Below are 26,015 nucleotides of genomic sequence, written 5' to 3' on the forward strand. Positions count from 1 at the left end.
GCTTCCTCTCGATGTGGTGCCGGCGGGCCGGTCAGGTGGCCGAGCCGTCGGCCGCGGGTTCCCGCGGCGGGTCGGTGAGCTGCTCGCGCAGATAGTTCCAGACGACCGCGATCAGCGCGGCGACGGGTACGGCGAGCAGGCTGCCGACGATGCCGGCGAGGCTGCCGCCCAGGGTCACCGCGAGCAGCACGACGGCCGCGTGCAGTCCGAGACCGCGGCTCTGGATCATGGGCTGGAACACATTTCCCTCGAGTTGCTGCACCACGATGATCACGGCCAGCACGAGCAGCGCGTCCGCCAGTCCGTTGGACACCAGCGCGATCAGCACCGCGACGAGTCCGGCGAACAGGGCGCCGATGATGGGCACGAACGCGGACACGAAGGTCAGGACCGCCAGCGGCAGCACCAGCGGTACGTCGAGGATCCACAGGCCCAGGCCGATCAGCACGGCGTCGATCAGGCCGACGAGTGCCTGCGAACGCACGAACGAGCCCAGGGTGAGCCAGCACCGTTCGGCCACGACCGGGATGTCGGTGGCGAGCCGGCCGGGGAGCTGGCGGCGCAGCCAGGGCAGGAAGCGCGGGCCGTCCTTGAGGAAGAAGAACATCAGGAAGAGCGCCAGTACCGCCGTGACCACCCCGCTGACGACGGTGCTGACGCCGGTGACGGCGGTGGTGGCGATGGACCCGGCGCTGTCCTGGAGGCGGGCGGTCGCGGTGTCGAAGGCATCCGCGATCTGGGCATCGTCGATGTTCAGCGGCGGCCCGGCGGCCCATTCGCGCAGCCGCTCGACACCTTCGACGACGCCCTCTCCCAGCTTGCCGGACTCCGACGCCACGGGTACCGCGATCAGCGCCACGGTGCCCGCGGCCACCAGCAGGAAGAGCACGGTCACGAGGGACGCGGCGAGCGCGGGGGCCATGCCGCGCTCGCGCAGGTAGCGGGCCGGGGGCCAGGTGAGCGTGGTGAGGAGCAGACCGACCACGAGGGGCCAGACGACCGACCAGGTTCGGCCCAGTATCCACAGCACCACCGCGGCGGCCGCCAGGACCAGCAGCAGTTCACCGGAGACACGCGCCGAGGCGCGCAGCACGGCACGGGTCTTCCCCGCGTTCAACGTCGCAGACATGGAGGCACCTTACGGTGCCCGCGGGCCGCTGTGATCACCCGGGAACCGTGCCCGGCGCCGCTCGGGCCGTCCGGCGCCGTTGCCGGTGGCGGCACGTGTGCGGCGCGCCGCCACCTCTGCCGTGTCCGCCGTAGGGAAGCGGTCAGTTGAACGGGGCCAGCGTCAGGGAGGCCCCGCTCGGGTTGCCGTCGTGGACGAGCGACTCGTGGGCACCGACGTCGTCGAAGGCGAAGCCGTACGCCTTCCCGTCGGTCATGTGTGCGTGGATGATCCGGGAGTAGTGGTTGGTGACGGGCTCCTGGTAGAAGCCTGCCGCACTGGAATCGGGCTGGTCGGGGTTGGCGAGGAGGGTCGTGCGGTTGAAGCCGGCGCACAGGGTGCGCGAGATCGGGCCGCGCACCTGGTCGTTGGGGGCGTCGAGATTGCGGTGGCAGCCGAAGACGGACGAGGCGTCCGGTTTCTGGAAGCTGGTGACGACGGCGCCCGAGCTGTTGGTGAAGTTCATGACGCCACCGGAGACCCGGCCGTGGTACCTGACGTCGGGCCGGTCACGGAAGGGTGTGACCGTCAGGGTCGAGCCGGAGTACTTCTGCCAGACACGGTTGATGTAGTCGTCCATGATCGACGCCGGCAGGGCGCCCGTCTCCACTCCGTACAGGGGTGCCAGGGCGCGCAGCACGGTGCCGTCGGAACGGGTCTGGATCAGGTTGGCCCAGCCTCCGGACTGTCCTCTGAGGGCGTTGAAGACTCCGTTGTAGCCGCCCGGTTTGAGCGCACCGGCGGTTGCCGTGCTGCCGTCGCCACGTCGCACTCCCACCGTGTAGGGGGCGGAGAACATGTCGACCTGGGTGCTGTTGAGCCACAGGCCGTCGTTGTTGAGTGTGTACTCCGACCAGTTGAACAGGATGTTCCGGTTCGGGTCCGTGGGGTTCTGCACGGCGGGCTGCACCAGGCCGCCGGTGGTCAGCTTGAAGACCATCTTCTGGCCGTAGGAGAAGTAGATGCGGCCGGAGAACTTCGGAACCTGGATGGTTCTGCTCTGCCCTGCCGCCGGGCCCGGTATCGAGGCGTCGGGTGCGGGCGTGGGCGGGTTGCCGCCTGCGGGCCAGGGGTGGAAGGTGCCGTTCGCGTCGGCCCAGCCCTGTCGGCCGGTCGACAGCTGGGTGCCGAGGTTGTAGACGTACACCTGCTCGCCACGGGCCGAGTTGTTGGTGATGGTCAGGGGGATGGTGTCGGGGACCGCGGCATGGGCGGGGGTTGGCACTCCGGTGGCGAGCAATGAGCCGCCGAGCGCCGTGGCGATGCTCAACCCGGCCACCATGACCCGGCGTTTGAGTGTGCGCAGCATGCTCCTTCTCCGTTCAACTGTGGCCGAGAACCGTTCTGAGAGCGCTCTCAGAAGCGTCCCGCCCTGGTATGGACCTGTCAACGGGTCGGGAGTCGGTGATTCCGGATTCATCCACGGCGCCGGGACGGCCGGTCAGTCTCCGCCCTGCACCACACCGTGCGTCGAGAAGATGACAGGAGCACCGGAGGTGAAGTCACCCGGGGGAATACCCGGATGGTGCCCCTCGGGCGGCTTCGGCCGCGCGGCGGCCGGGCCGAGCGTGAGCCGGGACACGATGCGGTAGCGGTCGCCCCGGTAGAGGGAGTGGACGTACTCCACCGGGCGGCCGCCGGTGTCGGTGGTGAGCCGCTCGAACAGCAGGGCGGGCGACAGCTCGGGCACATCGAGCAGATCCGCCTCGGCCCGGGTCACCACGGTGGGCTCGATGGACTGCACCGCCTCACTGACCCGCACACCGTGCCGGTCGCTGAAGTGCTCGTACAGATCGCCCTGTTCGAGCTCCTCACTGGTGAGGTCCGGTACCAGGTCCGCCGGGACGTGCAGATGCTCGATGGCCATCGGCGAGCCGTCGACCAGCCGGAGGCGTGCCACGTATCGGATGCGGGCCGCGGGCGAGACGCGCAGCCTGCGGCCCACCCGGGCGCCGGCCGGCAGGGTGCGGGTCTCCAGGACCCTGCTGGTCCACACACCGCCCGCCCGGGGCACGGTGAAGGAGTTCCGTTCCGGGACCAATTCCTGGGTGATCTTCTCGGCGGCCACGAACATGCCCCGTCCGTGCTCACGCACCAGCAGCCCCGCGACGACGAGTTCGTCCACCGCGGCACGCAACGTCGGCCGTGACACGCCGAGTCGGGCGCACAGGACACGTTCCGAGGGGATGGCGTCGCCGGGGCGCCGGACCTCGATGAGTTCGAGGATCGCGTCACGGACCCGTTCACGCTTGAGCATGGCGCCTGAGGCGGCGGGGTCGATCTTCATGGAGGACTCTCGTTCTTCATCAGCCAGGGGCGGCCGTCGGGCCACTGGTATGGCTCCGACCATAACTGGCGTGCCTGGTGCACGAGTCGCTCCTGTCGTATGAAACCCCGCTCCTGCAAGGAGGGTTGACGCGCCTATTGGTCTATGCCACCTTCTGTCGACATCGACTGGTAAGGCTCTGGCGGCCAACTGGTCAGGCCGTAGGGCCGGGGCCGTCACCGTGGGCTTCATGGCAATGCGGCAGACCCCACGCCCGCCGCGCACAGACGATCCACCGTGCGCCACCCCCACCACGAAAGGACCACGGATGAGTACTCGTCCCACCGGCCGCCGCACCCGCGCGGCACTCGCGCTGACCGCTCTGCTGGGCAGTGCCGCCCTGGCCGGTCTCCCCGCGACCACCGCGACTGCCGCGGACGGCGCCGTCACGGTGCAGTACCGCACCAGCTCCGGCGGGGCCACCGCGGACCAGAGCGAGCCCTGGTTCAAGGTCCGCAACACCGGTTCCTCGCCCGTGCGACTGAGTCAGGTGAAGGTCCGCTACTACTTCAAGGCCGACGCCCCGGGCGCCACGTACCGCTTCGCCTGCTCCTGGGCGGTCAAGGGCTGCTCTTCCCTCACGGGCACGTTCGGCACGCTCTCCCACCCCACCCCCACGGCCGACCGCTACCTGGAGATCGGATTCGTCCCGTCCGCCGGTTCACTGGCTCCTGGCGCCGACACCGGCGACATGCAGCTGCGTTTCCACCGGTCCGACTGGCAGACGCTGAGGCAGAGTGACGACTACTCCTTCGGCGGCGCCCAGGCCTCGTACGCCGACTGGAACAAGGTCACCGCCCAGCTCTCCGGTGCCACGGTGTGGGGCACCGCCCCGGAGGGCAACGACCCGACCGACCCCACCGACCCTCCCGGTGACGGCGGCCAGACGCTGTTCGACGACTTCGACTACACCTCGCACACCGACCCCGCGATCTCCGCGCACGGCTGGAGTGTGCGTTCCAACTCCGGTGGCCCGGGGGTACCCGGCGCAGCCTGGGACCCCTCGAAAGTCACCTTCAGCTCCTCGGGCGGCAACTCGGTGATGAACCTGGAGACCTCCACCGCGGGAACCGGAGCCTCCACGACACACACCGAAGTCCTGACCAGAAGCACGAAGTTCAGGAACGGCACCTACGCCGCCCGGGTCAAGTTCTCCGATGCCCCCAAGTACGGTCCCGACGGCGATCGCATCGTCCAGACCTTCTTCACCATCAACGACCTCAAGGCCCCGATGGCCGACGACTACGCCGAGTACGACTTCGAGTACCTGCCCAACGGCGGCTGGGGCGAGCCGGCCAACATCCTGTACACGACGTCCTGGGAAACCTACAACCCGGACCCCTGGCAGGCCGTCAACCAGCACAGCGAGAGCCGGCGGAGCTTCGCGGGCTGGCACGACCTCGTGGTGACCATCGACGACAACGCCATCACCTACTACGTCGACGGTCAGCACTTCGGCACCCATGACGCCGCGTACCTGCCCGAACGCCCGATGTCGATCAACTTCAACCAGTGGCTGATCGACCTCGACGGCCAGACGTCGACCACGCCCCGCGCCTACGACCAGCAGGTCGACTACGTACTGCACGTCAAGGACCAGGTCCTCACCCCGGCCGAGGTCGGCGCGCGGATCGGTGCGCTCCGCGGCGCCGGCACGTCCTTCGTGGACGAGGTCCCGGCGCCGTGACGCTCTGACCGTCGCGCCGCTTTCCCGACTCACCGGCCGGGGCCCCACGTCGAGGGGTCCCGGCCGCCGTGCGTGACCTCGCGTGCCAGTTCCCGCGAAGTTCACCCGATCTTTCCCCGGGTCTTCCGCCGGCGAGCCCGAGGCGCTGAACTATAGGCCGCGACCGCAGGACGGCCGCAGCTAGACAACGTTGTCACCTTTGTGGGAAAGCAGGAACACCAACACGATGTGGAACGCCACGGAGTCTTCTCCACCCAAGCCCCCGCCGGGCCGCCGCAGACTTCTCACCACCGCGCTGGTCCTCGGCGCGCTGATCGCCGGGCTGACGCCCGCGGCCGGTGCCGCCACGCGGAGCAACCGGGACATCACGGCGTTCGACGCCGTGGACCCGTTGATCGGCACCCGCCTGGACACGTCGCAGAACAAGGGGAACAGCGCGTACGGCAACACCTGGCCGGGTGCCACGGTGCCGTTCGGCATGGTGCAGTCCTCCCCCACCACGTACCGCACGTCCGACGGGGACCAGAAGGGCGGATACGAGTACACGGCCGACAAGATCCGCGGCTTCGGCATGACCCGGCTCTCCGGGACCGGCTGCGAGGGGCGCTTCAGCGGCTTCGACTTCCCGGTGCTGCCCTACACCGGCCGGCTCACCGAGGGCGCCCTGCCCTCCAGCCCGGCCGAGAAGATCACCGACTACTACGTCGGTTTCGACCACGCCGACGAGACGGCCGGCCCCGGCCACTACTCCGTCGACCTGGCCAACGGCGTCGAGACGGAGCTGACCGCCACCACCCGCACCGCCGTGAGCCGCTTCGGCTTCCCCTCCGAGGGCAGCGCCACGCTGCTGTTCGACGTGGCCGGTTCCAACAACCGGGTCTTCGGCAGCGAGGTGAAGGTCGACGGGAACACCGTCAGCGGCTGGGTGGAGACGGCCTCGGTGTGCGACGAGGGCGGGCGCTACCGAGCGTACTTCTCCACCACCTTCGACCGCCCGGTCAGAGCCCACGGCACCTGGCAGGCCTCCGACGTACGGCCGGGGTCACAGGCCGCCTCCGGTGGTGACACCCAGCACGGTGCGGGCGCCTATCTCGTCTTCGACCGGGGTGCGAAGGTCACCGCGAAGACCGGCCTCAGCTACGTGAGCGTCGCGGGCGCGTCCCGCAACGCCGCCACCGAGACCCGCGGCCGGGGCTTCGACCGGGTACGGGACCAGGCCGCACGTGTGTGGCGGGACGCGCTCGGCACCGTCGACGCGGACGGCGGCACCCGCGCCGAGCGGGTGAAGTTCTACACCGCGCTGTACCACTCGCTGCTCCACCCGAACGTCTTCGACGACGTCGGCGGCGAGTACCGGGGCTACGACGGAAAGACCCACCGGGTCGCCAAGGGCCGCCACCACTACGTCACCTACGCGGGCTGGGACACCTACCGCAGCCAGGCACAGCTGATCGCCCTGCTGTTCCCGAAGGTCGGCAGCGACATCAACCAGTCGATCACCGACATGGTGCGCCAGACCGGCACCTGGCCCAACTGGCCGCACCTCAACCAGGCCCAGCAGAAGATGAGCGGCGACTCGCTCCAATCGGTGGTCGCCTCGATCGACGCCTTCGGCAGCACGGACTACGACCGCCGGGCCGCGCTGGAGTCGATGAAGGCGACCCAGAGCCTGCCCGCCGACTCCACGCTGCGGCGGCACGCCTACCAGTACGCGAGCGTCGGTTTCATCGAGAACCGCAAGGGCGACTCGGCGACGTCGAAGACGCTCGAGTACGCCGTGGACGACTTCGGCATCGCCCAACTCGCCCGGCGCCTGGGCGACAGGAACACGTACGACCGGTTCATGGTCCGTGCGCAGAACTGGCAGAACGTATTCGACGAGGCCGGCGACCACATCCGGCCTCGCGGGCGTACGGGCTTCGACCGGGGCTTCAACCTCGGTGAGCGGGGCAACCAGTTCGAACAGGCCACCGGCTACCAGTACGGCTGGATGGTGCCGCACAACGTCGGCACCCTGATCGAGAAGCGGGGCGGCATCGAGGCCACCACCAAGGCGCTCGACGGTCACACCCGTGAGCTGGACGCCGGCGTGTACAACACCTCGGGCGCGTACCTGAGCAACCAGCCCAGCTTCACCATGCCGTTCGTCTACAACTGGCTGCGGCAGCCGCACCGTACGGCGGACGTGCTGCGCCGCGCCGTGGACGAGATGTACGACACCACACCCTCGGGGCTGCCCGGCAACGACGACCTCGGCTCGCTGAGCAGCTGGTACGTGTGGACGAACCTCGGGCTCTTCCCCGCTGTCCCCGGCACCGCCGATCTGGTGGTGAGCGGCCCGATGTTCGACCGGGTCGTGGTGGACAGCGCCGACAGCCGGCGGAGGATCACCCTTGACGCTCCCCGCGCGGACGAGGCGTCCTACGTCACGGGGCTGAGGGTGAACGGCCGCGCCACCACGCGCTCCTGGCTCCCCGCGGAGTTCACCCGCGAGGGCGGCAGGCTCAGCTTCAGGATGTCGGCGAAGCCCGGTGCCTGGGGCACCCGCGCGGGCGACGTCCCCCCGTCGCACACGGACGGCACGGACGCCCGGAACAACATCGGCATCACCCCGGACGACCACGGCAACCTCGGGTCCCTCGACCTCAGCGACAACTCCCTGTCCCGTCAGCGGCTGGCCGAGGCCGGAGCGGCGCCGGGTGCGAAGCTCGCGCTGGGTGACACCGGTGTCGAATTCAGCTGGCCGGACACCGGGTCCGGGGAGCCCGACAACTGGATACCGCACGGCCAGCGCATCCGCCTGGACGGCGCCCCGGCCACCGGGATCTCCTTCCTCGGCCTCGCCACCAACGGGCCCTCGCAGGGCACCGCGGTGGTCGAGTACACCGACGGCTCCACCCAGTCCGTACCGGTGCGGTTCACCGACTGGACGCCCGGGACGAACTACCAGTTCGGCAACGAGCCGCTCGTGACCACGACGGGCCGCAACCGGGCCTCGGGCGGGGCGGACACCGTGGAGACCAAGGTCTTCGCCACGCGTCCCCAGCCGCTGGACCCCAAGAAGCGGGTCGCCGCCGTCGTCCTGCCGCAGGGCACCGACCGCGGCGTCATGCACGTGTTCGATGTCGCGCTCACCGACAACCCGGATCTCGAGGTTCCCGGTCTGGTGCCCGCACGCATCGTCCTGACCCCGACCGGGACGCCGGAGTCCGCCCAGGCCGTCACCTGGCGGACGGCGGCCGCACTCACCTCCGGCGAGGTGCGGATCCGCGAGGCCGGCACCGAACGGTGGCGGACCGTGGCCGCCCGCGCCAACGAGGAGCTGGAGGCGGGCGGCGAGCGGGTGCGCACGCACTCCGCGGTCATCGACCGCCTCTCCCCCGGCACCGCGTACGAGTACCGGGTGGGCACCGGCGACCGGTTGAGCCCCGCGTACCGGTTCACCACCGCCCGGCCGGCGGGCGAGGAGTTCACGTTCCTCTACTTCGGCGACGCGCAGAACGAGCTGTCGGCGAAGTGGGCACCGGTGGTGAAGCAGGCCTACAACCGCTATCCGGACGCCGTCGGCAGCGTCAACGCGGGTGATCTGGTCAACTCCTCGGGCAACGACAGCGAGTGGCGCGACTGGTTCGGGGCGATGAACGGATACAGCCAGACGACCAATGTCATCGCCGCGCCCGGCAACCACGAGTACGCGGGTGACACGTTCCTCAAGACGTGAAAGTCGACGTTCGAGTACCCGGGCAACGGGCCGCGCGCCACACCGGCCGAGGGTGACACACCCGCCGAGCGGCAGCGCGCGGCATACGAGGCGCACATGGCGGAGGCGCTCGCCGAGACCGCGTACTCCACCGACTACCAGGGGGTGCGGTTCATCTCCCTCAACGCCGGCACGCACGACGCCCGCTCGCTGATGACGCCGGACGATCTCCCGGCGTGCAGCGAGAACTGCCCCGACCCGGAAACGCTCTGGCTCGGCATGCAGGCCCGCTGGCTGGACCGCCTGCTTGAGGACAACCCCGGAAAATGGGCGGTGGCGGTCTTCCACCAGCCGGTGTTCTCCGGGGCCGAGGGGCGCGACGAGAAGGCGGTGCGTGACGCCTGGCTCCCGGTGTTCCAGCGGAGCGACATCGACCTGGTGCTGATGGGACACGACCACGTGTACGCCCGTGGGTACGCGGACGCCGATGCCACCGCCACTCCCGGCGTGACCACGGGTCCCGTCTACACGGTCGCCGTCTCGGGACCGAAGTACTACGAGCTCGCCCCCGACGACGACAACGTGTGGACCCGCAACGGGGCGACCCAGGTGGTCCGCGCGGGGCACACCTCCACGTTTCAGGGGATCAGGGTCACCAAGGACACGATCCGCTACGAGGCGGTCGTCGCCGCCAAGTGGGACGACCGGTCCACGACGGACAAGGAGGTCGGTGAGGTTCTGGACTCGTTCACCATCACCAAGTACGACGACGGCACCACGTACGTGACCGAGGACGGAGTGGCGGTGCCGCCCGAGCGGACCACCGACGACTGACGGCCGTCCCGGGACAGCCCCCGTCCCACGCCCGGGTGGGACGGGGGCCTGCCTTGCCTGTGGCGGGGGTCTGGCGCAGGCTGGGTCACATGGGTGCGAGCCCGACGCTCATCTCCTCCGTACAGCGTGCCTTCCGGCTGCTGGAGGCGACGAGCGCCCATCAAAACGGTGCGCCGGCGAAGCAGCTGGCGCGTGAGACGGGGCTGCCCCTGGCCACGGCCTACCACCTGCTGCGCACGCTCGTGCACGACGGGTATCTGCGCAAGCTGGACGACGGCGGTTTCGTGCTGGGCGACCGGTTGCAGACCCTGCACACGACGGGCAGCGGTCAGGCGCTGCTCAGCCGGGTCCGGCCCGTGCTCACCGCGCTCCGCGACGAGCTCTCCAGCGCCGCCTATCTCACCTTCTACGAGGACGGAGAGATCCGGGTCGCCGAGATCGTCGACGGGCCGCGCTCTCCGCGGGTGGATCTCTGGGTCGGTTTCGAGGATGCCGGGCATGCCACCGCCCTGGGCAAGTCCGTGCTCCGGGAGCTCGGCGACGAGGCGCGCCGGGAGTACCTCTCCCGGCACCCGCTCAATGACCTCACTCCCCGGACGGTCACCACGGCTCCGGCGCTGATCCGCCAGATCGAGACCACTGCCATGGCCCCGGCCGTGGCGGATCTGGAGGAATACGCCCTGGGTACCGTCTGTGTCGCGGTCCCGGTCTACAGCGGCCGCACGCTGGGTTCGCTCGGTGTGTCGATGCCGAAGGACCGGCTCTCCCGGCTCGACGAGGTCCGACAGCGGCTTCTTCCCACCGCCGGCCGGGTGACCCGAAGCCTCTCGCTCACCATCTGAAAAGCCCACCCTTGCGACGGTCCACATTGACCATCTTTCCTGAATAAGCAGATATTTCGGGACGCGCGCATGCCGCGCAGAGGTGAGGACACCGGACGACGCATGAGTCACGCCCCTCGGCACGGACGCGACCACTCGCCCATACGGCCGCACCGGTGGGGGACCGGGCGTACCCGGTCCCCCCGGGTGCTGGCACTCTCGCACTGGGCCGCCGGCACACCGGCCCTGTCGATACTGATCGTCCTTCTCATCGTGTGCGTCGACCTCCTCGGCGAAACGGGCAAGGTCTGGCTGCCGCTGCTGGCCGCCGGGCCGGCGCTGGCCGCCGCCACCAGCCGGCCGCTCGGGGTCATGGGGGTCGGTCTCCTCGCCACCCTGCTCGGCGCCGCGATCGGCGTCCGGCACGGCATGCCCGTCCCGCAGCTGACCGTCGTACTCGCCGCGCTGGTGACCGTCACCCTGGCCGGCGTTCTCGCCAGCGCCCTGCGCGCCCGCCGCGAGCGGGTGCTCGCCGCCGTCCGCTCGGTCGCCGAGACCGCCCAGCACGCCCTGCTCACACCGGTCCCCGAGACGGTCGGCCCGTTCCAGGCGGCGGTCCGCTACAGCGCCGCCGCGGCGGAGGCCCGGATCGGCGGTGACCTCTACGCCCTCATCCCCACCCCGTACGGGGTCAGGATGATCGTCGGCGATGTGCTCGGCAAGGGCCTGCCGGCCGTCGGGACCGCGGCTCTCGTACTCGGCGTCTTCCGGGAGGCGGCCCACGACGAGCCGGATCTCCGGGACGTCGTGAGCCGGATCGAACGGAGCCTGGCCCGCAACCTCGGCAGCGACGACTTCGTCACCGCCGTGGTCGCCGGATACCCGGAGCCCGGGCGGCTGGAGATGGTCAACTGCGGACACGCGCCTCCGCTGCTGATCCGCGGCACCGACGTGGTACCGGTGGATCCCGTCCGCCCCGCACCGCCCCTGGGGCTGCGGTCCCTGTCGACCGAGTCCCCGTGCCTCCAGGTCGTGCCGTTCGTCGAGGGGGACCAACTGCTCCTCTACACCGACGGAGTCACGGAGGCGCGCGACGCCGCCCGTGAGTTCTACCCCCTGGCGGAGGGGCTGGCCCGGCACCTGTGCGACGAGCCGGCCCGCACCCTGGCCGCGCTGCACGAGGAACTGCTGCACCATGTGGGCGGCCGGCTGCACGACGACGCGGCGCTGCTGTTGCTGCGCAAGCCCGTCGCCGCTACCGGGTCGGCGGACGCCGGCGCGCACCCCGCCGCACTCGCGCCGGCCGGCACCCCCGCGGTCCGGCCGCTCACCGACCTGCGGGAACAGGCGGCCGACGACCCCTGCGACGACCGTGAGGACGTCGCCTGATTCCCCTGTCCCGGCCAACCCTTCCCGCCTCGTTGGTGAAGCGCTTCGACGAAAAACGGCTCCTGTCGAGGTGGAGCCTGGCGTTGCACCGGGTGCAATTTGTCTGGCCCGATTACTGATACGTCAGCAGGAGCCGGCCGCGCTGGCCCTCCAGCGGCACGATGCGCTGACGCAAGGGCGTGACAGGTTCCAGAGCTCCTGTCATAGTTGCTGGTCAGAGGCTGATACTCGGCCCCATGCCGCCCTCCCCCTGCGAGGAAGACCATGAAATTCACTGACGGCTTCTGGCGCATCCGCGACGGTGTCCAGATCTCGTATGCCACCGAGGTGCGTGACGTACGCTCCGAATCGAAGCGCTTCACTGGATACGCCTCCTTGAAGAAGGTGACACGCAGGGGCGACACCCTCAACGCACCGCTGATCACGGTCGAGTGCTTCTCCCCCGCCGAAGGCGTCATCGGCGTCCGGGTCACCCATCACGCGGGCAGACACCGCCCCGGACCCGACTTCGCGCTCACCGGCGAGGCGGACGGCGCGGGGACGGTACGCCGCGAGGGCACGGTCACCGAGCTGACCAGCGGCCCTCTGACGCTGCGGCTCGACGGCGCGGGTCCCTTCGGTCTGACGTTCCACGACGCGGACGGACGGGAACTGACCCGCGCCGGTGCCAAGGGCACCGCTTTCGCCACCACCGGCGAGGGGGCACACCATGTGCTGAGCCGCCTGTCGCTCGGTGTCGGCGAACAGATCTACGGCCTGGGCGAGCGCTTCACCCCGTTCGTCAAGAACGGCCAGACCGTCGACGTCTGGCAGGCCGACGGCGGAACGAGCAGCGAACAGGCCTACAAGAACATCCCGTTCTATCTCTCCTCACGCGGCTACGGTCTCTTCGTCAACCACCCCGGCGCCGTCTCCTTCGAGATCGGCTCCGAGTCCGTCGGACAGGTCCAGTTCAGCGTCGAGGACCAGTCACTGGAGTACTACGTCGTCGCCGGGCCCACTCCCAAGGAGGTCCTCGGCCGCTACACCGCCCTGACCGGACGCCCGGCCCTGCCCCCCGCCTGGTCCTTCGGTCTCTGGCTCAGCACCTCGTTCACCACGTCCTACGACGAGGAGACGGTGACATCGTTCGTCGACGGCATGGCGGAGCGGGGCATCCCCCTGTCGGTGTTCCACTTCGACTGTTTCTGGATGCGCGAGTACCAGTGGTGCGACTTCCAGTGGGACCCGGACGTCTTCCCCGACCCCGACGGCATGCTGGCCCGGCTCAAGGAGAAGGGCCTGCGCATCAGCGCCTGGATCAACCCGTACATCGCCCAGAAGTCGCCGCTCTTCGAGGAGGCCGCCGCCCTGGGACACCTGGTGCGCCGGGCCAATGGCGACGTGTGGCAGTGGGATCTGTGGCAGGCCGGCATGGGCCTGGTCGACTTCACCAGCCCGGAGGCGCGGGCGTGGTTCCAGTCGAAGCTCACCCCGCTGCTCGACCAGGGCGTGGACTGCTTCAAGACCGACTTCGGCGAGCGTATCCCCACCGACGTCGTCTGGCACGACGGCTCCGACCCGGAGCGGATGCACAACTACTACACGCACCTGTACAACCGGACCGTGTTCGAGCTCCTGGAGAAGGAGCGCGGGCAGGGCGAGGCCGTGCTCTTCGCCCGGTCCGCGACCGCGGGCGGACAGCAGTATCCGGTCCACTGGGGCGGCGACTGCTGGTCGTCCTTCGAGGCGATGGCCGAGTCGCTGAGGGGCGGTCTGTCCCTGTCGCTGAGCGGGTTCGGCTTCTGGAGCCACGACATCGGCGGTTTCGAGGGCACACCGAACCCGGAGGTGTTCAAGCGCTGGCTCGCGTTCGGTCTGCTGTCCTCCCACAGCCGGCTGCACGGCTCCACGTCGTACCGGGTGCCGTGGGAGTTCGGCGAGGAGGCGGTCGACGTCGCCCGGCGGTTCACCCTCCTCAAGCACCGCCTGATGCCGTACCTGTACGGCGCCGCCGCCGAGACCCACCGCACGGGCGTCCCGATGATGCGGCCGATGGTGCTGGAGTTCCCGCACGACCCGGCGAGCCGCCTCCTCGACCGCCAGTACATGCTGGGCGCCGACCTCCTGGTCGCGCCGGTGTTCAGCGAGGACGGCGAAGCTGAGGTGTACCTGCCGGACGGCACCTGGACCCATCTGCTCAGCGGCGAGCGGGTCACCGGCCCGTGCTGGCGCACCGAACACCATGGCTGCGACAGCCTCCCCCTGTACGTCCGTGAGGGCGCCGTGCTGCCGCTGGCGGGCGACGACTCCCGGCCGGACGGCGACTGGCTGAACGCCCCGGTCCTGCTCGCGCACCCGCCGGCCGCGCCCGACTACACGGCGGAGGTCATCGTGCCCGACACGGCGGGGCTGCCGGCCGCGACGTTCCGCGTCCGGCGGGACGGTGACGTCCTGCGGGTCACGGCGTCGGGCACCGACCGTCCGTTCACGGTGCGCGTCGCCGGCGGGGCGCGGGCGGAGGGTGTGGGCGAGGTGACCGTGCCGTTGGGATGAGCGGGTCAGGTGCCCGGGTGACTGCCCGGGCCGTGGCCGGGGCCCGCGAGGGGGGTCGGTGAGAGGGCCTCGGGTTCCTCACCGGCCTCCATCAGGGTGTCCGCCGCCCCCACGATCAACGGGTCCGGCTTTCCCAGCGCCTCGTGGTCCTTCGCCGGATAGTCGCAGCGGTCGAGCAGGCTGCGCATGGCCTCCAGCCGGCCCCGGCGCTTGTCGTTGTTCTTCACGACGGTCCACGGCGCCCGGGGCGTGTCCGTGGCCCGGAACATCTCGACCTTGGCCTTGGTGTAGTCGTCCCAGAGGTCGAGCGAGGCGAGGTCCATCGGGGACAGCTTCCAGCGCCGCACCGGATCGACCTGCCGGATCGCGAAGCGCGTCCGCTGTTCGGCCCGGGACACGGAGAACCAGAACTTCACCAGCATGATGCCGTCGTCGGTGAGCAGCCGTTCGAACATCGGCGTCTGATCGAGGAACTGCCGGTACTCGCTCTCCGTGCAGAACCCCATGACCCGCTCGACCCCGGCGCGGTTGTACCAGGAGCGGTCGAAGAAGACGATCTCGCCCCGGGCCGGCAGATGAGCCACGTAGCGCTGGAAGTACCACTGTCCCGCTTCCCGCTCGGTCGGCTTCTCCAGGGCCACCACGCGGGCACCACGGGGGTTCAGTCTCTCGATGAACCGCTGGATGGTGCCGCCTTTGCCGGCCGCGTCCCGCCCCTCGCAGACCACCACGATCCGCTGACCGGTGTCCTTCACCCACCGCTGCATCTTGAGCAGTTCGATCTGCAGGATGCGCTTGTTCCGCTCGTACTCCGCCCTGCGCATCTTGCGGTCGTAGGGGTGGTTCTCCCGCCAGGTCCCGATCGGGGTGCCGTCGGCGTCGAGGAGCACGGGGCGCTCCGGGCGCCGGTCGTCCACCTCCAGCCCCTGGAGCAGATCGTCACCGGTCGTGCCGGAGGGCGTCCCCTCGGCTTCCGCACGGCCCTCTGGTGTGTCCGGGTGTTCGGCCGTCACGTCGTCTCCCGTCTCTTCCTGCCCGCTGACTGAAGCCTATGCCGCCCGAGGACGTCGCGATGACTCGACCGGGGGCTCGGGGAAGCGGCGGGACTTCGTCCACGGGCCGGTGGACCGTGAGCCTGCGTGACCCGGCCGTCTGCCTCGCGTCCGACCTGGCCTCCGCGAGGAACGGTGGGGCGCTGCCCGCCGACGGCGGGTACGCCGGCGCGATCCCTGCCCTGAGGGCGCCGGAACGCCCGTCCGTCCGGCCGCGGGCGCCGGACGGACAGGTGCCGGGTGGCGGATCAGCCGGTGGGGAAGCTGTCCGGGGTCCGGATGTGGTCACGGATCCAGACACCGGCGGGCTTCAGCGAGGACGTCCCGGTCCACGGACCGTTGTTGCCGCACGTGCCGGTGGTGAAGACGGCACCGGAGCGGTGGTCGTCGGAGAAGTTCCAGTTCACCCAGCTGATCTTCTTGTCCGCCATCAGGTCGAGGTAGCGCTGGGACATCGTGAAGTCGTCGGCCCCCTCGCCGGCGTAGTTCTGGGTGCCGAACTCGGTGACGAACATCGGGATCCGGTCGGCGGCGCGGGAGAGGGCCGCCAGGTACTCGTCCCGGTGCGAGGCGGCGTAGAAGTGGAAGGTGTACATGATGTTGGAGGCGTTGACCGGGTTGTTCACGACCTCGGACTCGTCGGCGCCCTCGGAGACGCCGAGCGAGGACCAGGCACGTGTGCCGACAAGGACGGGGGCGTCGGAGTCGACCCCGCGGATGACCGGGATGATCTGCTCCGCGTAGTTCTTGATCCGCGACCAGCTCACGTCACTGGGCTCGTTGGCGATCTCGTAGAGGATGTTGTCGCGACCCTTGTTGCGGCTCGCGATGTCGGTGAAGAACTTCCGGGCGTTGTCGAGGTTCGCCATGGGATCGCCGGGGTCGAGCATGTGCCAGTCGACGATCACGTACATGCCGCGGTCGCTCGCCTGCTGGATCAGGGAGTCGGCCAGGCGGGTGAAGTGCGCGGGATCGGTCTCGTAGCCGCCCTCCTGCACATAGGTGGAGACGCGCAGGACGTCGGCCTTCCAGTCCTCGGCCAGGGCGTCGAGGGATCCGCCGGTCAGGCACTGGGGGTACCACTGGGTGCCGTGGGTGCTCATGCCGCGCAGCTGGACCGGGTTGCCGTGCTCGTTGCAGAGCTTGGTGCCGCAGACCTCGAGCTGTCCGTTGACGTCCACGGGGGTACCGGCCCGGGGCGGGTCGGTGGGCGGGTCGGTCGGTGTGGTGCTGCCGCCTTCACAGGGCAGCCCGTTGACGGTGCAGTTGAGGGGCAGTCCGGTGCCGGTGGCGTTGAAGCCGAAACTCTGCCGGCCGCCGGGGGTGACGGTGGCGTTGTAGGCGACGCTGCTGAAGCGGTAGTGCTGCCCCTGCTGGGTCTTGGTGGCGGACCAGTGGCTGCCGATCGTCGTTCCGGCGGGCAGGTCGAACTCGATCGTCCAGCCGTCCGCCGGGGTGGCGCCTTCGTTGGTGACCGATACGTCGGCGCCGTACCCGGTGTCCCAGGCGGTCGTGCGCGTGATCTCTGCCGTGAGGCGGGCGTCCGCCGCCCCGGATCGCACGGTGGCCGCGTCCGCGCCGGTGGGGGCCGGTGCGGCCGGTGCGGCGGTGGCGGTGGTCAGGACGAGGAGGAGGGCACTGGCGAGGGCCGCGGCGGCTGCGGCGGGACGTAGCTGGAAACGTGCCGGTGTCATGGGGGCTCCGTCCAGGACGTGGATGGTTAGGAAAGTTTCCTAACCAGACGGAAGCAGAGGTGGCCTTGGATTGCAAGGTGCATGGCAAGCCCGGTCGATCGGCCCGGGAGAAGGGCCTGGTCAGCGGAGCAGCAACTGCACGAGGGCGACGGTGCCGATCACGACGATGAGGGCGCGCAGTACCGCGGGACTGAATCTGCGGCCCGTCATCGCCCCGAGCTGGCCGCCCAGCGCCGATCCGGCGGCGATGAGTGCGACGGCCGTCCAGTCGAAGTCGGCGACGAACAGGAAGAAGGTCGCGGCGACCGTGTTCACGATCGCGACGAGCACGTTCTTGACGGCGTTGAGACGCTGCAGGGGCTCATCGAGGAACAGGCCCATGAGGGACATGTAGATGATGCCCTGCGCGGCGGCGAAGTAGCCGCCGTAGACGCTGGCCAGGGTCAGGCCGGTGAACAGCGGCCATCCGCCCTCGCGCCGGACGGGCTGCTCCTCGTTCCGGCGGCGGTGCCGCACCTTCTTGCTGATCAGGGGCTGGAGCGCGACGAGGACGAGGGCGAGCCCCACCAGGGTCGGCACGATGGTCTCGAACGCCTCGGCGGGCAGGGCCAGCAGGAGCGTGGCCCCCGCGAGCCCGCCCAGCGCCGAGCCGACGCCGAGCCGGCGGACGCGGCGGGCCTGCCCGGCGAGCTCCCGCCGGTAGCCGACGGCCCCGCTGACGGCGCCGGGGATCAGGCCGAGCGCGTTGGAGACCGTCGCGGTGAGGGGCGACAGTCCGGTGGCGAGCAGGACGGGGAAGGTGACCAGGGTTCCCGAGCCGACGACCGCGTTCATGGCACCGGCGCCGATGCCCGCCGCGAAGACGCCGAGCATCTCCACCGGAGTCACGCCGTGACTCCGGTCACGTCATCGCCGCTCGGTGATGTCCTGCACCGGTGGTGGCCCGGGGAAACGTTCATGGCACGACGCTGGCCCGGGGGGGGGGGGGGGGGGGGGGGGGGGAGGGGGGGGGGGGGGGGGGGGAGGGGGTGGTGGGGGCGTCCCCCCCCCCCCCCCCCCCCCCCCCCCCCCCCCCCCCCCCCTCCCCCTCCCCCCCCTCCCCCCCCCCCCCCCCCCCCCGCGTCCGGCTCGCCGGCTCTCATGCCTCAGCCCTGCGGGCCTGCCGGGTGGCCGAGCAGTTCCGATGCCGTCTCGAGCGGGGAGAGCTCACGCACCGGCGGCACGGCCTCGGGGTGGGCGTGACAGGTGAAGCCGAGGCGGGTCATGGCCCGGACGACTTCGCCGCTGGTGAAGTCGCGGCGGTCCTGGCGGGTGATGACCTGTCCGACCTGCTTGACGGGGTAGCGGCGGCGACCGATGGTCACGGACTCACCCGTGACCGGCTCGGGTGTGATGCCCTTCATCGACTCCAGGACTCCGGCCTTGGTCAGGTCGAACGGGTATCGGGCGATGACGCAGCGCATGGTGCCTCACTGGGGAGAAGGAAGACGGGCCGACCTGGTGGGGTGAGTGGCCCACAGGGGACTGAAGCGGTTCGGGAGCGAACGGCGACATGGCGGGGCCGCTTCCACGGCCGTGACGCCTTGTCGCCATGACGCCTTGTCGTCGTGACATCGCACGCACAGGGGGTGCCGGGCGGGAATGCCGTCCGGATCATTCCGGGGCTGCGGGCCCCGGCACCGCTCACTGGAGCCGGCGTGATCCAGACGGCAGATCCCTAGGCCGCGCGGTCCGCGGCCGGCTTCCTCGGCGCCCTGCGGCGCGATGCCTCGCCGGTGGGTCGCCCCTCGGCGTTCCGGGTCTGGGCGACCACCCTCTGGCCGGTCCGGCCCTGTGCCGTACGGCCCTGTGCGGCGCGTTCGCCGGTGGTGCGGCCGCCGCCCTGGGTGCTGCGGCCTTCGGCGTTGCGGGGCTGCGCGTCGCGTCCCTGGCTGCTGCGGCCCCGGCGACCACGTGATGCCGAGGACGCGGCGCGGCGAGGGCGCTCGACGACCGGCGCCGCGATCACGACCGGAACGCCGGAGGGAGCCTGGGCACCCGTGATGCGGCTCAGCTCCTCATCGCCCGACCGCACCTGGGTGATGCGCGGGGTGATGCCCGCCTGTGCCATCAGTCGGCTCATGTCGCGCCGCTGGTCACGCGTCACCAGGGTGATGACGCTGCCGGACTCGCCGGCGCGGGCCGTGCGTCCGCCGCGGTGCAGATAGTCCTTGGGGTCGCCGGGCGGGTCGACGTTGACGACCAGATCGAGGTTGTCGACGTGGATGCCCCGCGCCGCGACGTTCGTCGCCACCAGCACGGTCACCCGGCCGTCCTTGAACTGGGTGAGGGTCCGGGTGCGCTGGGGCTGGGACTTGCCGCCGTGCAGGGCCGCGGCGCGCACGCCGCTGCTCAGCAGGTGCTTGGTGAGCTTGTCCACCGCGTGCTTGGTGTCCAGGAACATGATCACGCGGCCGTCTCGCGCCGCGATCTCGGTCGTCGTCCGGCGCTTGTCCGTGTCGTCGACGTGGAGCACATGGTGTTCCATCGTGGTGACCGCGCCCGCGGACGGGTCGACGGAGTGGACCACCGGGTCGGTCAGGTAGCGCCGTACCAGCAGGTCGACGTTGCGGTCGAGGGTGGCGGAGAAGAGCATCCGCTGGCCGTCGGCACGCACCTGGTCGAGCAGCCTGGTGACCTGCGGCAGGAAGCCCATGTCGGCCATCTGGTCGGCCTCGTCGAGGACGGTGATGGTGACATCGTCCAGGACGCAGTCCCCGCGATCGATGAGGTCCTTGAGCCGCCCGGGCGTCGCCACGACGACCTCAGCGCCGGCCCGCAGGGCCGAGGCCTGCTTGCCGATCGAGAGACCACCGACCACGGTGGCCAGACGGAGTCGCACGGATCGGGCGTAAGGGGTCAGCGCGTCGGTGACCTGCCCGGCCAGCTCTCGGGTGGGGACGAGCACGAGGGCGAGCGGCCGGCGGGGCTCGGCACGACGGCCCGCCGTGCGGGCCAGCAGCGCCAGCCCGAAGGCCAGGGTCTTTCCGGAACCGGTGCGACCACGGCCGAGTACGTCACGGCCTGCCAGGGAGTTCGGCAGCGTGGCCGCCTGGATGGGGAACGGCACCGTCACGCCTTCGTGGCCGAGCGTGGCCAGCATCTCTCCCGGCAGGGCGAGTTCGGCGAAGTCCTCCACCGGGGGAAGCGCGGGGGTGGTCGTCACCGGGAGAGCGAACTCCCCGGTCACCGGGGTCCGTCGGCTACTGGAGCCCGAGCCCTTGGAACGCCGCTGCGCGCCGACGCGGTCGGCCGCGGCGCCTGTGCGGCGGCCGCCCTTGGCGAAACCCTGACCGCCGGAGCGGGCGCGGGTCGTTCGATTGTTCGCGCGAGCCTGTGTCAAGTGGAACCTTCCTTGATGTGGCACGTATCAAGGAATGTCCGCCGCAGTGGAACAACGCAGGGAATTGCAAGAACGAGCCGGATTGAGGTGGTCACGTCGGCTGTTCCGCCCGGTTCATGAGACGAGACCCTGAAAAGCAGCGAACCGGAGCCCGCACCTTCTGGTGCCGACCCCAGCTGCGACGTAGACGTCAGTATGGCGCACACGCGGTCTTTCCGGCCTGCGGCTTTTTCGATTACCACGACTACAACCGAGATCGACAGTAGCACGGAGCGTTTGGGCCCGTACAGCAGGCCGTGTCCGGGCTGCGCCGCGCTCCGGGGCGGTGGCCGGGGCGCGGAACCGGGCGCGTCTCCTGCACCATCCGGACGACGCGGCCGCCCGGGTGGCGCAGGGCGCGGAGGAAGCAGGCCCGGGGCAACGGCCTGCCGTGGCACACCCACTGGTCCGCCTCCGGCGCAGTCCGTGCACACCGCCGACATGGTGTGTCCCGCGTGGCGGCGGTGTGCGGAATCACCCCTTTCGGGGACGCGGGCGCCACCTGCACCCGTGACCGCGATGGGAGTGCGGACGGTCCCCCCAGGACGGGGAGCCTCACGCTCCTCGTGCGGTCGCGGACGGTCCGGGTGATGTCGGTCACCTCTGCGCGGGAGGCGCCGATGGCCCGGCTGACAGCGTCGGTCCGGGCCCGGGTGAGGATGCAGCCGGTTCTCGCGCCGGTGCCCGCCGAGGAGATGGGTGATGCGGGGCCGGCGCGGTGATCCCACCCCGGGATGAGGGTCGGGCGGAGCCCGGTCGTCGGCGGGGGCAGCGTGGTGACCACCGGAGTGCCGCCGATGCCGGTCGTCGCCGAACCCCGTCCCGGGTACTGCGGCCGATCACCGACGCGGACCGGGACTGGGCCCCCTGCCGCCCCGTACCGCGCGGAGCTGAGCGGGTCCCGTTCACCGGCCGGCCTGCCCCGCGCCGATGGTCACCACGCGCGCCCAGTCGGGCGGGGTGTCCGGTACGCAGTCGGGGTCGTCCTCGTTCCACGAGCCGCGCTCGTACGGGCGGGGGAACAGGCCCACCACCGTCCGGCACGGAGGCCGAGAGTCCGGCCAGGGTGTCTGTCCGTCGGTGAGGACGACGACGACATCCGGCCGGGGCCGCGAGGAGAGCGCCCTGGCGAATCCGGACCGCAGATCCGTGCCGCCGCCGCCGACCAGGGGGATGCCCTCGGCTCGGCACAGCTGGTGCGCCTCGCCTGCCGCCGCGTCGCAGGGCACCACGGAGACCGTGTCGCGGCGGCCGCCCACGGCACGGGAGATCGCGGTCACCTCCAGCAGCGCGCTGCCCAGTTCGGCGTCGCTGACCGAGCCGGAGGTGTCGATGACGACCGACACCCGGGGCGGCGTGCGCCGCAGGCTCGGCAGTACGGCGCCGGGCACCCCGGCCGATCTCCGGGCGGGCCGGCCGTAGCTGTAGTCGTCGCCCGCGCCGGAGCCGGAGACCGCCGAGCGGAGCGCCGCGCCCAGCAACTGCCGCCAGGGCTGCGGCGGATGAAAGGCCTCCTCCGCCCAGCGCCGCCACGTCTTCGGTGCGTTGCCCGGCCGGGCGGTGATGCCACGCGCCACGCGGAAGCGCACCGCGTCGCGTTCCTGGCCGGTGAGACCGTGCGCGCCCTCCGGGCCCAGGTCCCAGTCCCGTTCGAGTCCGTCGGCGCCGCTGCCGCAGTCCAGCCAGACCATGCCCTGGGTGTGCGGGCCCAGCCGGAACTGACGCAGGTAGTCCTCCATCAACTCCCCGGAGTGCAGTCCCAGCGTCCCCGGGAAGATCACGTCGTCGGGTGGCCGCAGCCCGTCGCCGTACACGTCGTCGTTGATCTCGCAGTCGGCGGCGATGTTCATCCGCAGCCGCTCCCCGGGTCCGTTGAGTCCGCGTTCGCGGGCCACCCGGTCGCTGCGTCCGTGATGGTCGCGCAGCAAGTGGGACACCTCGTGCACCCAGGCGCCGGCCAGCTTCTCCTCCGGCGTGGCGGCCACGAACGCCGGCGAGACGTAGCACCGCCAGTACCGGTCGACGGCCATCGTGGGGACGCGCCGGGACTCGACGGGGTGCAGCGCGAACAGCGCCGTGGCGAGGTAGGGCCGGGCGCGGGCGGCCTGCAGCCGGGCGGCGAGCAACTTGTCGAGGTCGAGTGCGGGGGCCGGCTTCACCGGCGGGTGCGTGGTCATCGGCCCGGTCCCGCTCCGTTCCCGGTCCTGGCCGCGGCCCGGTCCGCGCGCCGGGACAGGGACACGGCCGGGGTGAGCCGTTCGATCGTCGCCGGTACGTCCCAGTCCTCGCGGCGCAGCGTGGCGAGGGTGGTCGCGGGAACGACGACCAGGTCGGGCGCACCGGTGTCGACCGCGCGGGCGAGGAGGCGCCAGGCGGCGTCCCAGCGGGTCTTCTCGGGACGGGCGCGCACGGCGGCCACCACCGCGTCCAGCGCGGCCTGGCGCAGATCACCCCGCTCGGGCAGCTCGCCTCCCTCGGGGTCGGCGAGCAGTACCTCGGGGTCGGGGAGGTCCATCCGGTCCAGGCTCGCCAGCAGTTCCAGCCCCGGTCCGTCACCGACGGTGCCCCGGACCAGCAGGGAGAGGACGTCCCGGGAGGAGCCGGCCGCGGTGGCGAAGGCGATCAGGTTCAGGGTCATCTCCCAGCTGCGCGGCGAGGGCCAGGGGCCACCGCGGCGGGTTTCGCTGGTGGGCAGCCGGTGTGTCAACGGGGGCCGGGCAGTGAGGAACGCGCACACCGCGCGGCGGGCGAAGGCGACCGCCTCGGGCAGCTTGTGCGGGTCGAGCCGGGGCAGAGTGGCCCGGGGCCAGGTCCCGCCGAGACCGCGGACGACGACCTCGTGGTCGTGGGTCCAGTTCAGGTGCACGAAGCGGTTGGCCAGCGGCGGGCTGAGTTCCCAGCCGTCGGCCGCCGAGGCGCGCGGGTTGGCGGCGGCGACGATTCGTACGCCGGGCGGCAGCCGGAGGGCGCCGATGCGCCGTTCCAGCACCAGGCGCAGCAGCGCGGCCTGCACGGCGGGCGGCGCGGTGGACAGTTCGTCGAGGAACAGCAGGCCCCGGCCGGCCCGCACCAGCCGTACGGCCCAGTCCGGCGGGGCCATCGGCACGCCCTGTTCGGCGGGGTCGTCCCCGACGATGGGCAGTCCGGAGAAGTCGGACGGCTCGTGCACGCTGGCGATCACGGTGGTGAGCGGCAGGTCGAGTGCGGTGGCCAACTGGGTGAGCGCGGCGGTCTTGCCGATCCCCGGCTCCCCCCAGAGGAGAACGGGCAGGTCGGCGGCCACGGCGAGGGTGAGGGCCTCCAGCTGGTTGTCGGGGCGCGGTTCGGTGGTGGTGTCGCGCAGGAGGGTGAGCAGGTCGCCGGCGACGTCGAGCCGGGAGGGGGCGGGGAGGGCGTGTACGGGCATGGATCATCACCTGTGGGTGTGGGGAGCGGGTGGGCATGGAGGAACGCGGGGTTCCCGGGACGTCAGGAGCAGGCCGCGTGGCGCGGGTGGGAGCGCTGGTCGCCGGGCCGGGCGGGCGCCGGGCAGATCCGGTCGTCCGCGGGCCCTCGCAGGCCCGTCCGGTACAGCCCGTGGGCGAGTCGCCGCAGCGCGGCTGCCTCGAGTTCGTCCCGCAGGGGTCCGCCGCGCAGGCGTGCGTTGGGTCCCAGCAGGTTCTCGACGACGGCCAGCGCACCGGCCGTGTCACCGTGGTGCAGGCGTTCGCGTACGCCCGTGAGACAGTCCGGCCGGCGGTGTGCCCGGTCGATGATCTGCAGGCAGGGCACCGGTGTGCCGGTCAGTTCGGCCAGCAGTTCCTCCCGCCTGATCTCGTCCGCGGCGTGGTCCAGGGGGACCAGTACGCCGTCGGCCAGGCCGATCCGGTGCCGTGCTCCGCGGCACTCCACGATGTGAGGCTGCGCCGGGCCGGGTACCGGGCGCGGACCGGTCGCCGTACGGCCCGGTGCGAGGGCGGCGGCGACCAGGGGATGCAGCCGGCCGGCATCGATCGCAGCTGCACGGAGCAGTTCGAGGTCGGGGAGGGCATGCGTCGCGGCGTCCGGCAGGACGGGCAGCCCGGACAGCGGGGCGGCGGTGCCCGGCGGGCCGATCCGCGCGGTGGACGGAGCGGGTCCGTCGCCGTCGTCGGGGACGGTCAGGACCAGCCGGTGCCCTGCCCCGATCCGCACGGCGACCGCGCCCGACGTGTGACCGGCGTCGCGGAGGACGATGCGCGCCTCGTCGGCCCAGCGGTCCACGGCGCAACGGTGCCCGGGCGGGAGCAGCCCGGAGGAGTCCGTACCCACCGTCTTCCCGAGACTGCCACCGGCCGGCAGGCCGGCCCCGGACCGGTCCCGCAGTTCGTCCGCGCGGCGGGCGTCCCACAGATGACGGTGGAGGTCGAGCCGGAACCGCGGGCCGGGACGCGGATGCGGATGCCGCCGGACGGGGTCACGCAGACGCGTGCCGTCCCACAGTGCCAGGCTCATGCGCTGACCGCCCTCCGCCCAGGCGGGCGGTGTCCGGACCACGAGATGCACCGGGCACGGCCCACCAGAGGCCGCCACGTCGTAGCGGGCCAGGGCGACCGTGAGGCCGGGGCGCAGCAGTCCGTCGGGGGCAATTCTCGGCATGTGCCAACGCAGCAGGTCGGGCGCCAAGTGGCGAAGGTCCGAGCGGACTTGCGTCGCGAGTTCCCGGCCGTGGGTGCGGGCCAGCGGGCGTAGGCGCAGGTCGACGTCGATGCCCGCGGCGGCGCATGCCCCGGCCCAGTCGCCGACGTGCCGGCGGGCGGTCGCGGTCTCGATCATGGAGGGCGGCACGGCGTACTCACGCACGCGCAGCCAGAGGGAAAGGCGGGAGTCCCCGTCTGCGGAAGGTGTGTGCATCAGCACTCACCTTGCGTGGACGGGACCCCCAATCTGAGAACAGAGTGAGTGGTCATCGCGCCGAGCATAGCCCGTCACTCACACCGTGTCAGGTGACTGCCCTCCGCCGCCGCCTTCCGCGCACACGAGGCACGGTGTGACAGCCGCCCTGCCACGCACCGCGGCCCCTCCGGTGGAGCGATGGACGCCCTCGCCGCGGGGCCCGCGGTTCCTCCGGCCGGTCCGCTAGCGCCGGCTGCGCACCAGCACGTACAGGAAGTACGGCGTTCCGATCACGGCCGTCATGAGGCCGGCGCCCAGCTGGGCCGGTGCGATCACGGTCACGCGGCCGGACGCGAGGAGCACGATCCGGTCGGCGACGGCCGCCGCCTGGTCGAGGTCGTGCAGGACGACACCGACCGCGATGCCGTGCTCCTCGGCCAGGTCGCGTATGAGGTCGAGGAGTTCGACCTGGTAGCGCAGGTCGAGGTAGGTGGTGGGTTCGTCGAGAAGGAGGACACCGGTCTCCTGGGCGAG

At 71.3% G+C, this 26,015-nt stretch carries 15 protein-coding genes and 2 pseudogenes; 5 read left to right on the forward strand and 12 right to left on the reverse strand.

All coding sequences use genetic code 11. From position 1 onward, the window contains the following. Positions 1-31: 31 nt before the first annotated feature. The 3 genes from ACZ5C2_RS13955 to ACZ5C2_RS13965 all read right to left on the reverse strand — a co-directional run bounded on the left by ACZ5C2_RS13955 (position 32) and on the right by ACZ5C2_RS13965 (position 3,455). The gene (locus ACZ5C2_RS13955) at positions 32-1,129 is read right to left on the reverse strand and encodes an AI-2E family transporter (RefSeq protein ID WP_468789990.1); all 1,098 of its coding nucleotides are present in this window, start codon (positions 1,127-1,129) and stop codon (positions 32-34) included. A gap of 142 nt (positions 1,130-1,271) precedes the next feature. Further along, complete coding sequence (locus tag ACZ5C2_RS13960; RefSeq protein ID WP_468789992.1) at positions 1,272-2,477, reverse strand: glycoside hydrolase family 64 protein; 1,206 nt, start codon at positions 2,475-2,477, stop codon at positions 1,272-1,274. A 132-nt stretch (positions 2,478-2,609) separates the two neighbouring features. After that, a complete protein-coding gene (locus ACZ5C2_RS13965; protein ID WP_468789994.1) occupies positions 2,610-3,455 on the reverse strand; it encodes a GntR family transcriptional regulator in 846 nt (281 codons plus the stop codon). 307 nt (positions 3,456-3,762) lie between these two features. Between ACZ5C2_RS13965 and ACZ5C2_RS13970 the strand changes: the two genes are divergently transcribed. The 5 genes and pseudogenes from ACZ5C2_RS13970 (at position 3,763) to yicI (ending at position 14,460) form a co-directional block, all read left to right on the forward strand. Next, positions 3,763-5,181 carry a cellulose binding domain-containing protein gene (locus ACZ5C2_RS13970; protein ID WP_468789996.1) on the forward strand — a complete coding sequence of 473 codons (1,419 nt, stop codon included), beginning with the start codon at positions 3,763-3,765 and terminating at the stop codon, positions 5,179-5,181. Between the two features lie 226 nt (positions 5,182-5,407). Continuing rightward, positions 5,408-9,715 (forward strand): annotated as a pseudogene (locus tag ACZ5C2_RS13975) (GH92 family glycosyl hydrolase). A gap of 89 nt (positions 9,716-9,804) precedes the next feature. Then, complete coding sequence (locus tag ACZ5C2_RS13980) at positions 9,805-10,557, forward strand: IclR family transcriptional regulator (protein ID WP_468789998.1); 753 nt, start codon at positions 9,805-9,807, stop codon at positions 10,555-10,557. Between the two features lie 102 nt (positions 10,558-10,659). After that, complete coding sequence (locus ACZ5C2_RS13985) at positions 10,660-11,925, forward strand: PP2C family protein-serine/threonine phosphatase (protein WP_468790000.1); 1,266 nt, start codon at positions 10,660-10,662, stop codon at positions 11,923-11,925. A 264-nt stretch (positions 11,926-12,189) separates the two neighbouring features. Beyond that, positions 12,190-14,460 (forward strand): alpha-xylosidase, encoded by a 2,271-nt coding sequence (gene yicI, locus ACZ5C2_RS13990; RefSeq protein ID WP_468790002.1) that lies wholly within the window; start codon positions 12,190-12,192, stop codon positions 14,458-14,460. A 5-nt stretch (positions 14,461-14,465) separates the two neighbouring features. Here the strand turns inward: yicI and ppk2 are convergent, their stop codons facing one another. The 9 genes and pseudogenes from ppk2 to ACZ5C2_RS14035 form a co-directional block, all read right to left on the reverse strand. After that, on the reverse strand, positions 14,466-15,473 hold the full coding sequence (gene ppk2, locus ACZ5C2_RS13995; RefSeq protein ID WP_468790004.1) for a polyphosphate kinase 2: 1,008 nt from the start codon (positions 15,471-15,473) through the stop codon (positions 14,466-14,468). Between the two features lie 287 nt (positions 15,474-15,760). Next, positions 15,761-17,206 (reverse strand): cellulase family glycosylhydrolase, encoded by a 1,446-nt coding sequence (locus ACZ5C2_RS14000; RefSeq protein ID WP_468790006.1) that lies wholly within the window; start codon positions 17,204-17,206, stop codon positions 15,761-15,763. A 120-nt stretch (positions 17,207-17,326) separates the two neighbouring features. Next, on the reverse strand, positions 17,327-18,079 hold the full coding sequence (locus ACZ5C2_RS14005; RefSeq protein WP_468790152.1) for a sulfite exporter TauE/SafE family protein: 753 nt from the start codon (positions 18,077-18,079) through the stop codon (positions 17,327-17,329). A gap of 272 nt (positions 18,080-18,351) precedes the next feature. Then, positions 18,352-18,669, reverse strand: a complete 318-nt coding sequence (locus ACZ5C2_RS14010) for an SCO5918 family protein (protein WP_468790008.1) — start codon at positions 18,667-18,669, stop codon at positions 18,352-18,354. Between the two features lie 254 nt (positions 18,670-18,923). After that, positions 18,924-20,588: a DEAD/DEAH box helicase gene (locus tag ACZ5C2_RS14015; RefSeq protein ID WP_468790010.1), complete on the reverse strand. Its 1,665-nt coding sequence runs from the start codon at positions 20,586-20,588 to the stop codon at positions 18,924-18,926. 944 nt (positions 20,589-21,532) lie between these two features. Next, positions 21,533-22,804 carry a vWA domain-containing protein gene (locus tag ACZ5C2_RS14020; RefSeq protein ID WP_468790012.1) on the reverse strand — a complete coding sequence of 424 codons (1,272 nt, stop codon included), beginning with the start codon at positions 22,802-22,804 and terminating at the stop codon, positions 21,533-21,535. Beyond that, positions 22,801-24,033, reverse strand: a complete 1,233-nt coding sequence (locus tag ACZ5C2_RS14025; RefSeq protein WP_468790014.1) for an AAA family ATPase — start codon at positions 24,031-24,033, stop codon at positions 22,801-22,803. The genes ACZ5C2_RS14020 and ACZ5C2_RS14025 overlap by 4 nt, the downstream gene beginning before the upstream one ends. A gap of 62 nt (positions 24,034-24,095) precedes the next feature. Further along, a complete protein-coding gene (locus ACZ5C2_RS14030) occupies positions 24,096-25,499 on the reverse strand; it encodes a hypothetical protein (RefSeq protein ID WP_468790016.1) in 1,404 nt (467 codons plus the stop codon). A gap of 225 nt (positions 25,500-25,724) precedes the next feature. After that, positions 25,725-25,820 (reverse strand): annotated as a pseudogene (locus ACZ5C2_RS14035) (iron chelate uptake ABC transporter family permease subunit); the annotation flags it as partial. Between the last annotated feature and the right edge of the window lie 195 nt (positions 25,821-26,015).

It is taken from the genome of Streptomyces sp. NPDC031365, assembly GCF_055569765.1.

What these genes read in the sequence shown, in the direction of transcription:
- ACZ5C2_RS13955 (WP_468789990.1), bottom strand. Translation starts at nt 1,129, where the DNA reads ATGTCTGCGACGTTGAACGCGGGGAAGACCCGTGCCGTGCTGCGCGCC.
- ACZ5C2_RS13960 (WP_468789992.1), bottom strand. Translation starts at nt 2,477, where the DNA reads ATGCTGCGCACACTCAAACGCCGGGTCATGGTGGCCGGGTTGAGCATC.
- ACZ5C2_RS13965 (WP_468789994.1), bottom strand. Translation starts at nt 3,455, where the DNA reads ATGAAGATCGACCCCGCCGCCTCAGGCGCCATGCTCAAGCGTGAACGG.
- ACZ5C2_RS13970 (WP_468789996.1), top strand. Translation starts at nt 3,763, where the DNA reads ATGAGTACTCGTCCCACCGGCCGCCGCACCCGCGCGGCACTCGCGCTG.
- ACZ5C2_RS13980 (WP_468789998.1), top strand. Translation starts at nt 9,805, where the DNA reads ATGGGTGCGAGCCCGACGCTCATCTCCTCCGTACAGCGTGCCTTCCGG.
- ACZ5C2_RS13985 (WP_468790000.1), top strand. Translation starts at nt 10,660, where the DNA reads ATGAGTCACGCCCCTCGGCACGGACGCGACCACTCGCCCATACGGCCG.
- yicI (WP_468790002.1), top strand. Translation starts at nt 12,190, where the DNA reads ATGAAATTCACTGACGGCTTCTGGCGCATCCGCGACGGTGTCCAGATC.
- ACZ5C2_RS14000 (WP_468790006.1), bottom strand. Translation starts at nt 17,206, where the DNA reads ATGACACCGGCACGTTTCCAGCTACGTCCCGCCGCAGCCGCCGCGGCC.
- ACZ5C2_RS14005 (WP_468790152.1), bottom strand. Translation starts at nt 18,079, where the DNA reads ATGCTCGGCGTCTTCGCGGCGGGCATCGGCGCCGGTGCCATGAACGCG.
- ACZ5C2_RS14010 (WP_468790008.1), bottom strand. Translation starts at nt 18,669, where the DNA reads ATGCGCTGCGTCATCGCCCGATACCCGTTCGACCTGACCAAGGCCGGA.
- ACZ5C2_RS14020 (WP_468790012.1), bottom strand. Translation starts at nt 22,804, where the DNA reads ATGACCACGCACCCGCCGGTGAAGCCGGCCCCCGCACTCGACCTCGAC.
- ACZ5C2_RS14025 (WP_468790014.1), bottom strand. Translation starts at nt 24,033, where the DNA reads ATGCCCGTACACGCCCTCCCCGCCCCCTCCCGGCTCGACGTCGCCGGC.
- ACZ5C2_RS14030 (WP_468790016.1), bottom strand. Translation starts at nt 25,499, where the DNA reads ATGCACACACCTTCCGCAGACGGGGACTCCCGCCTTTCCCTCTGGCTG.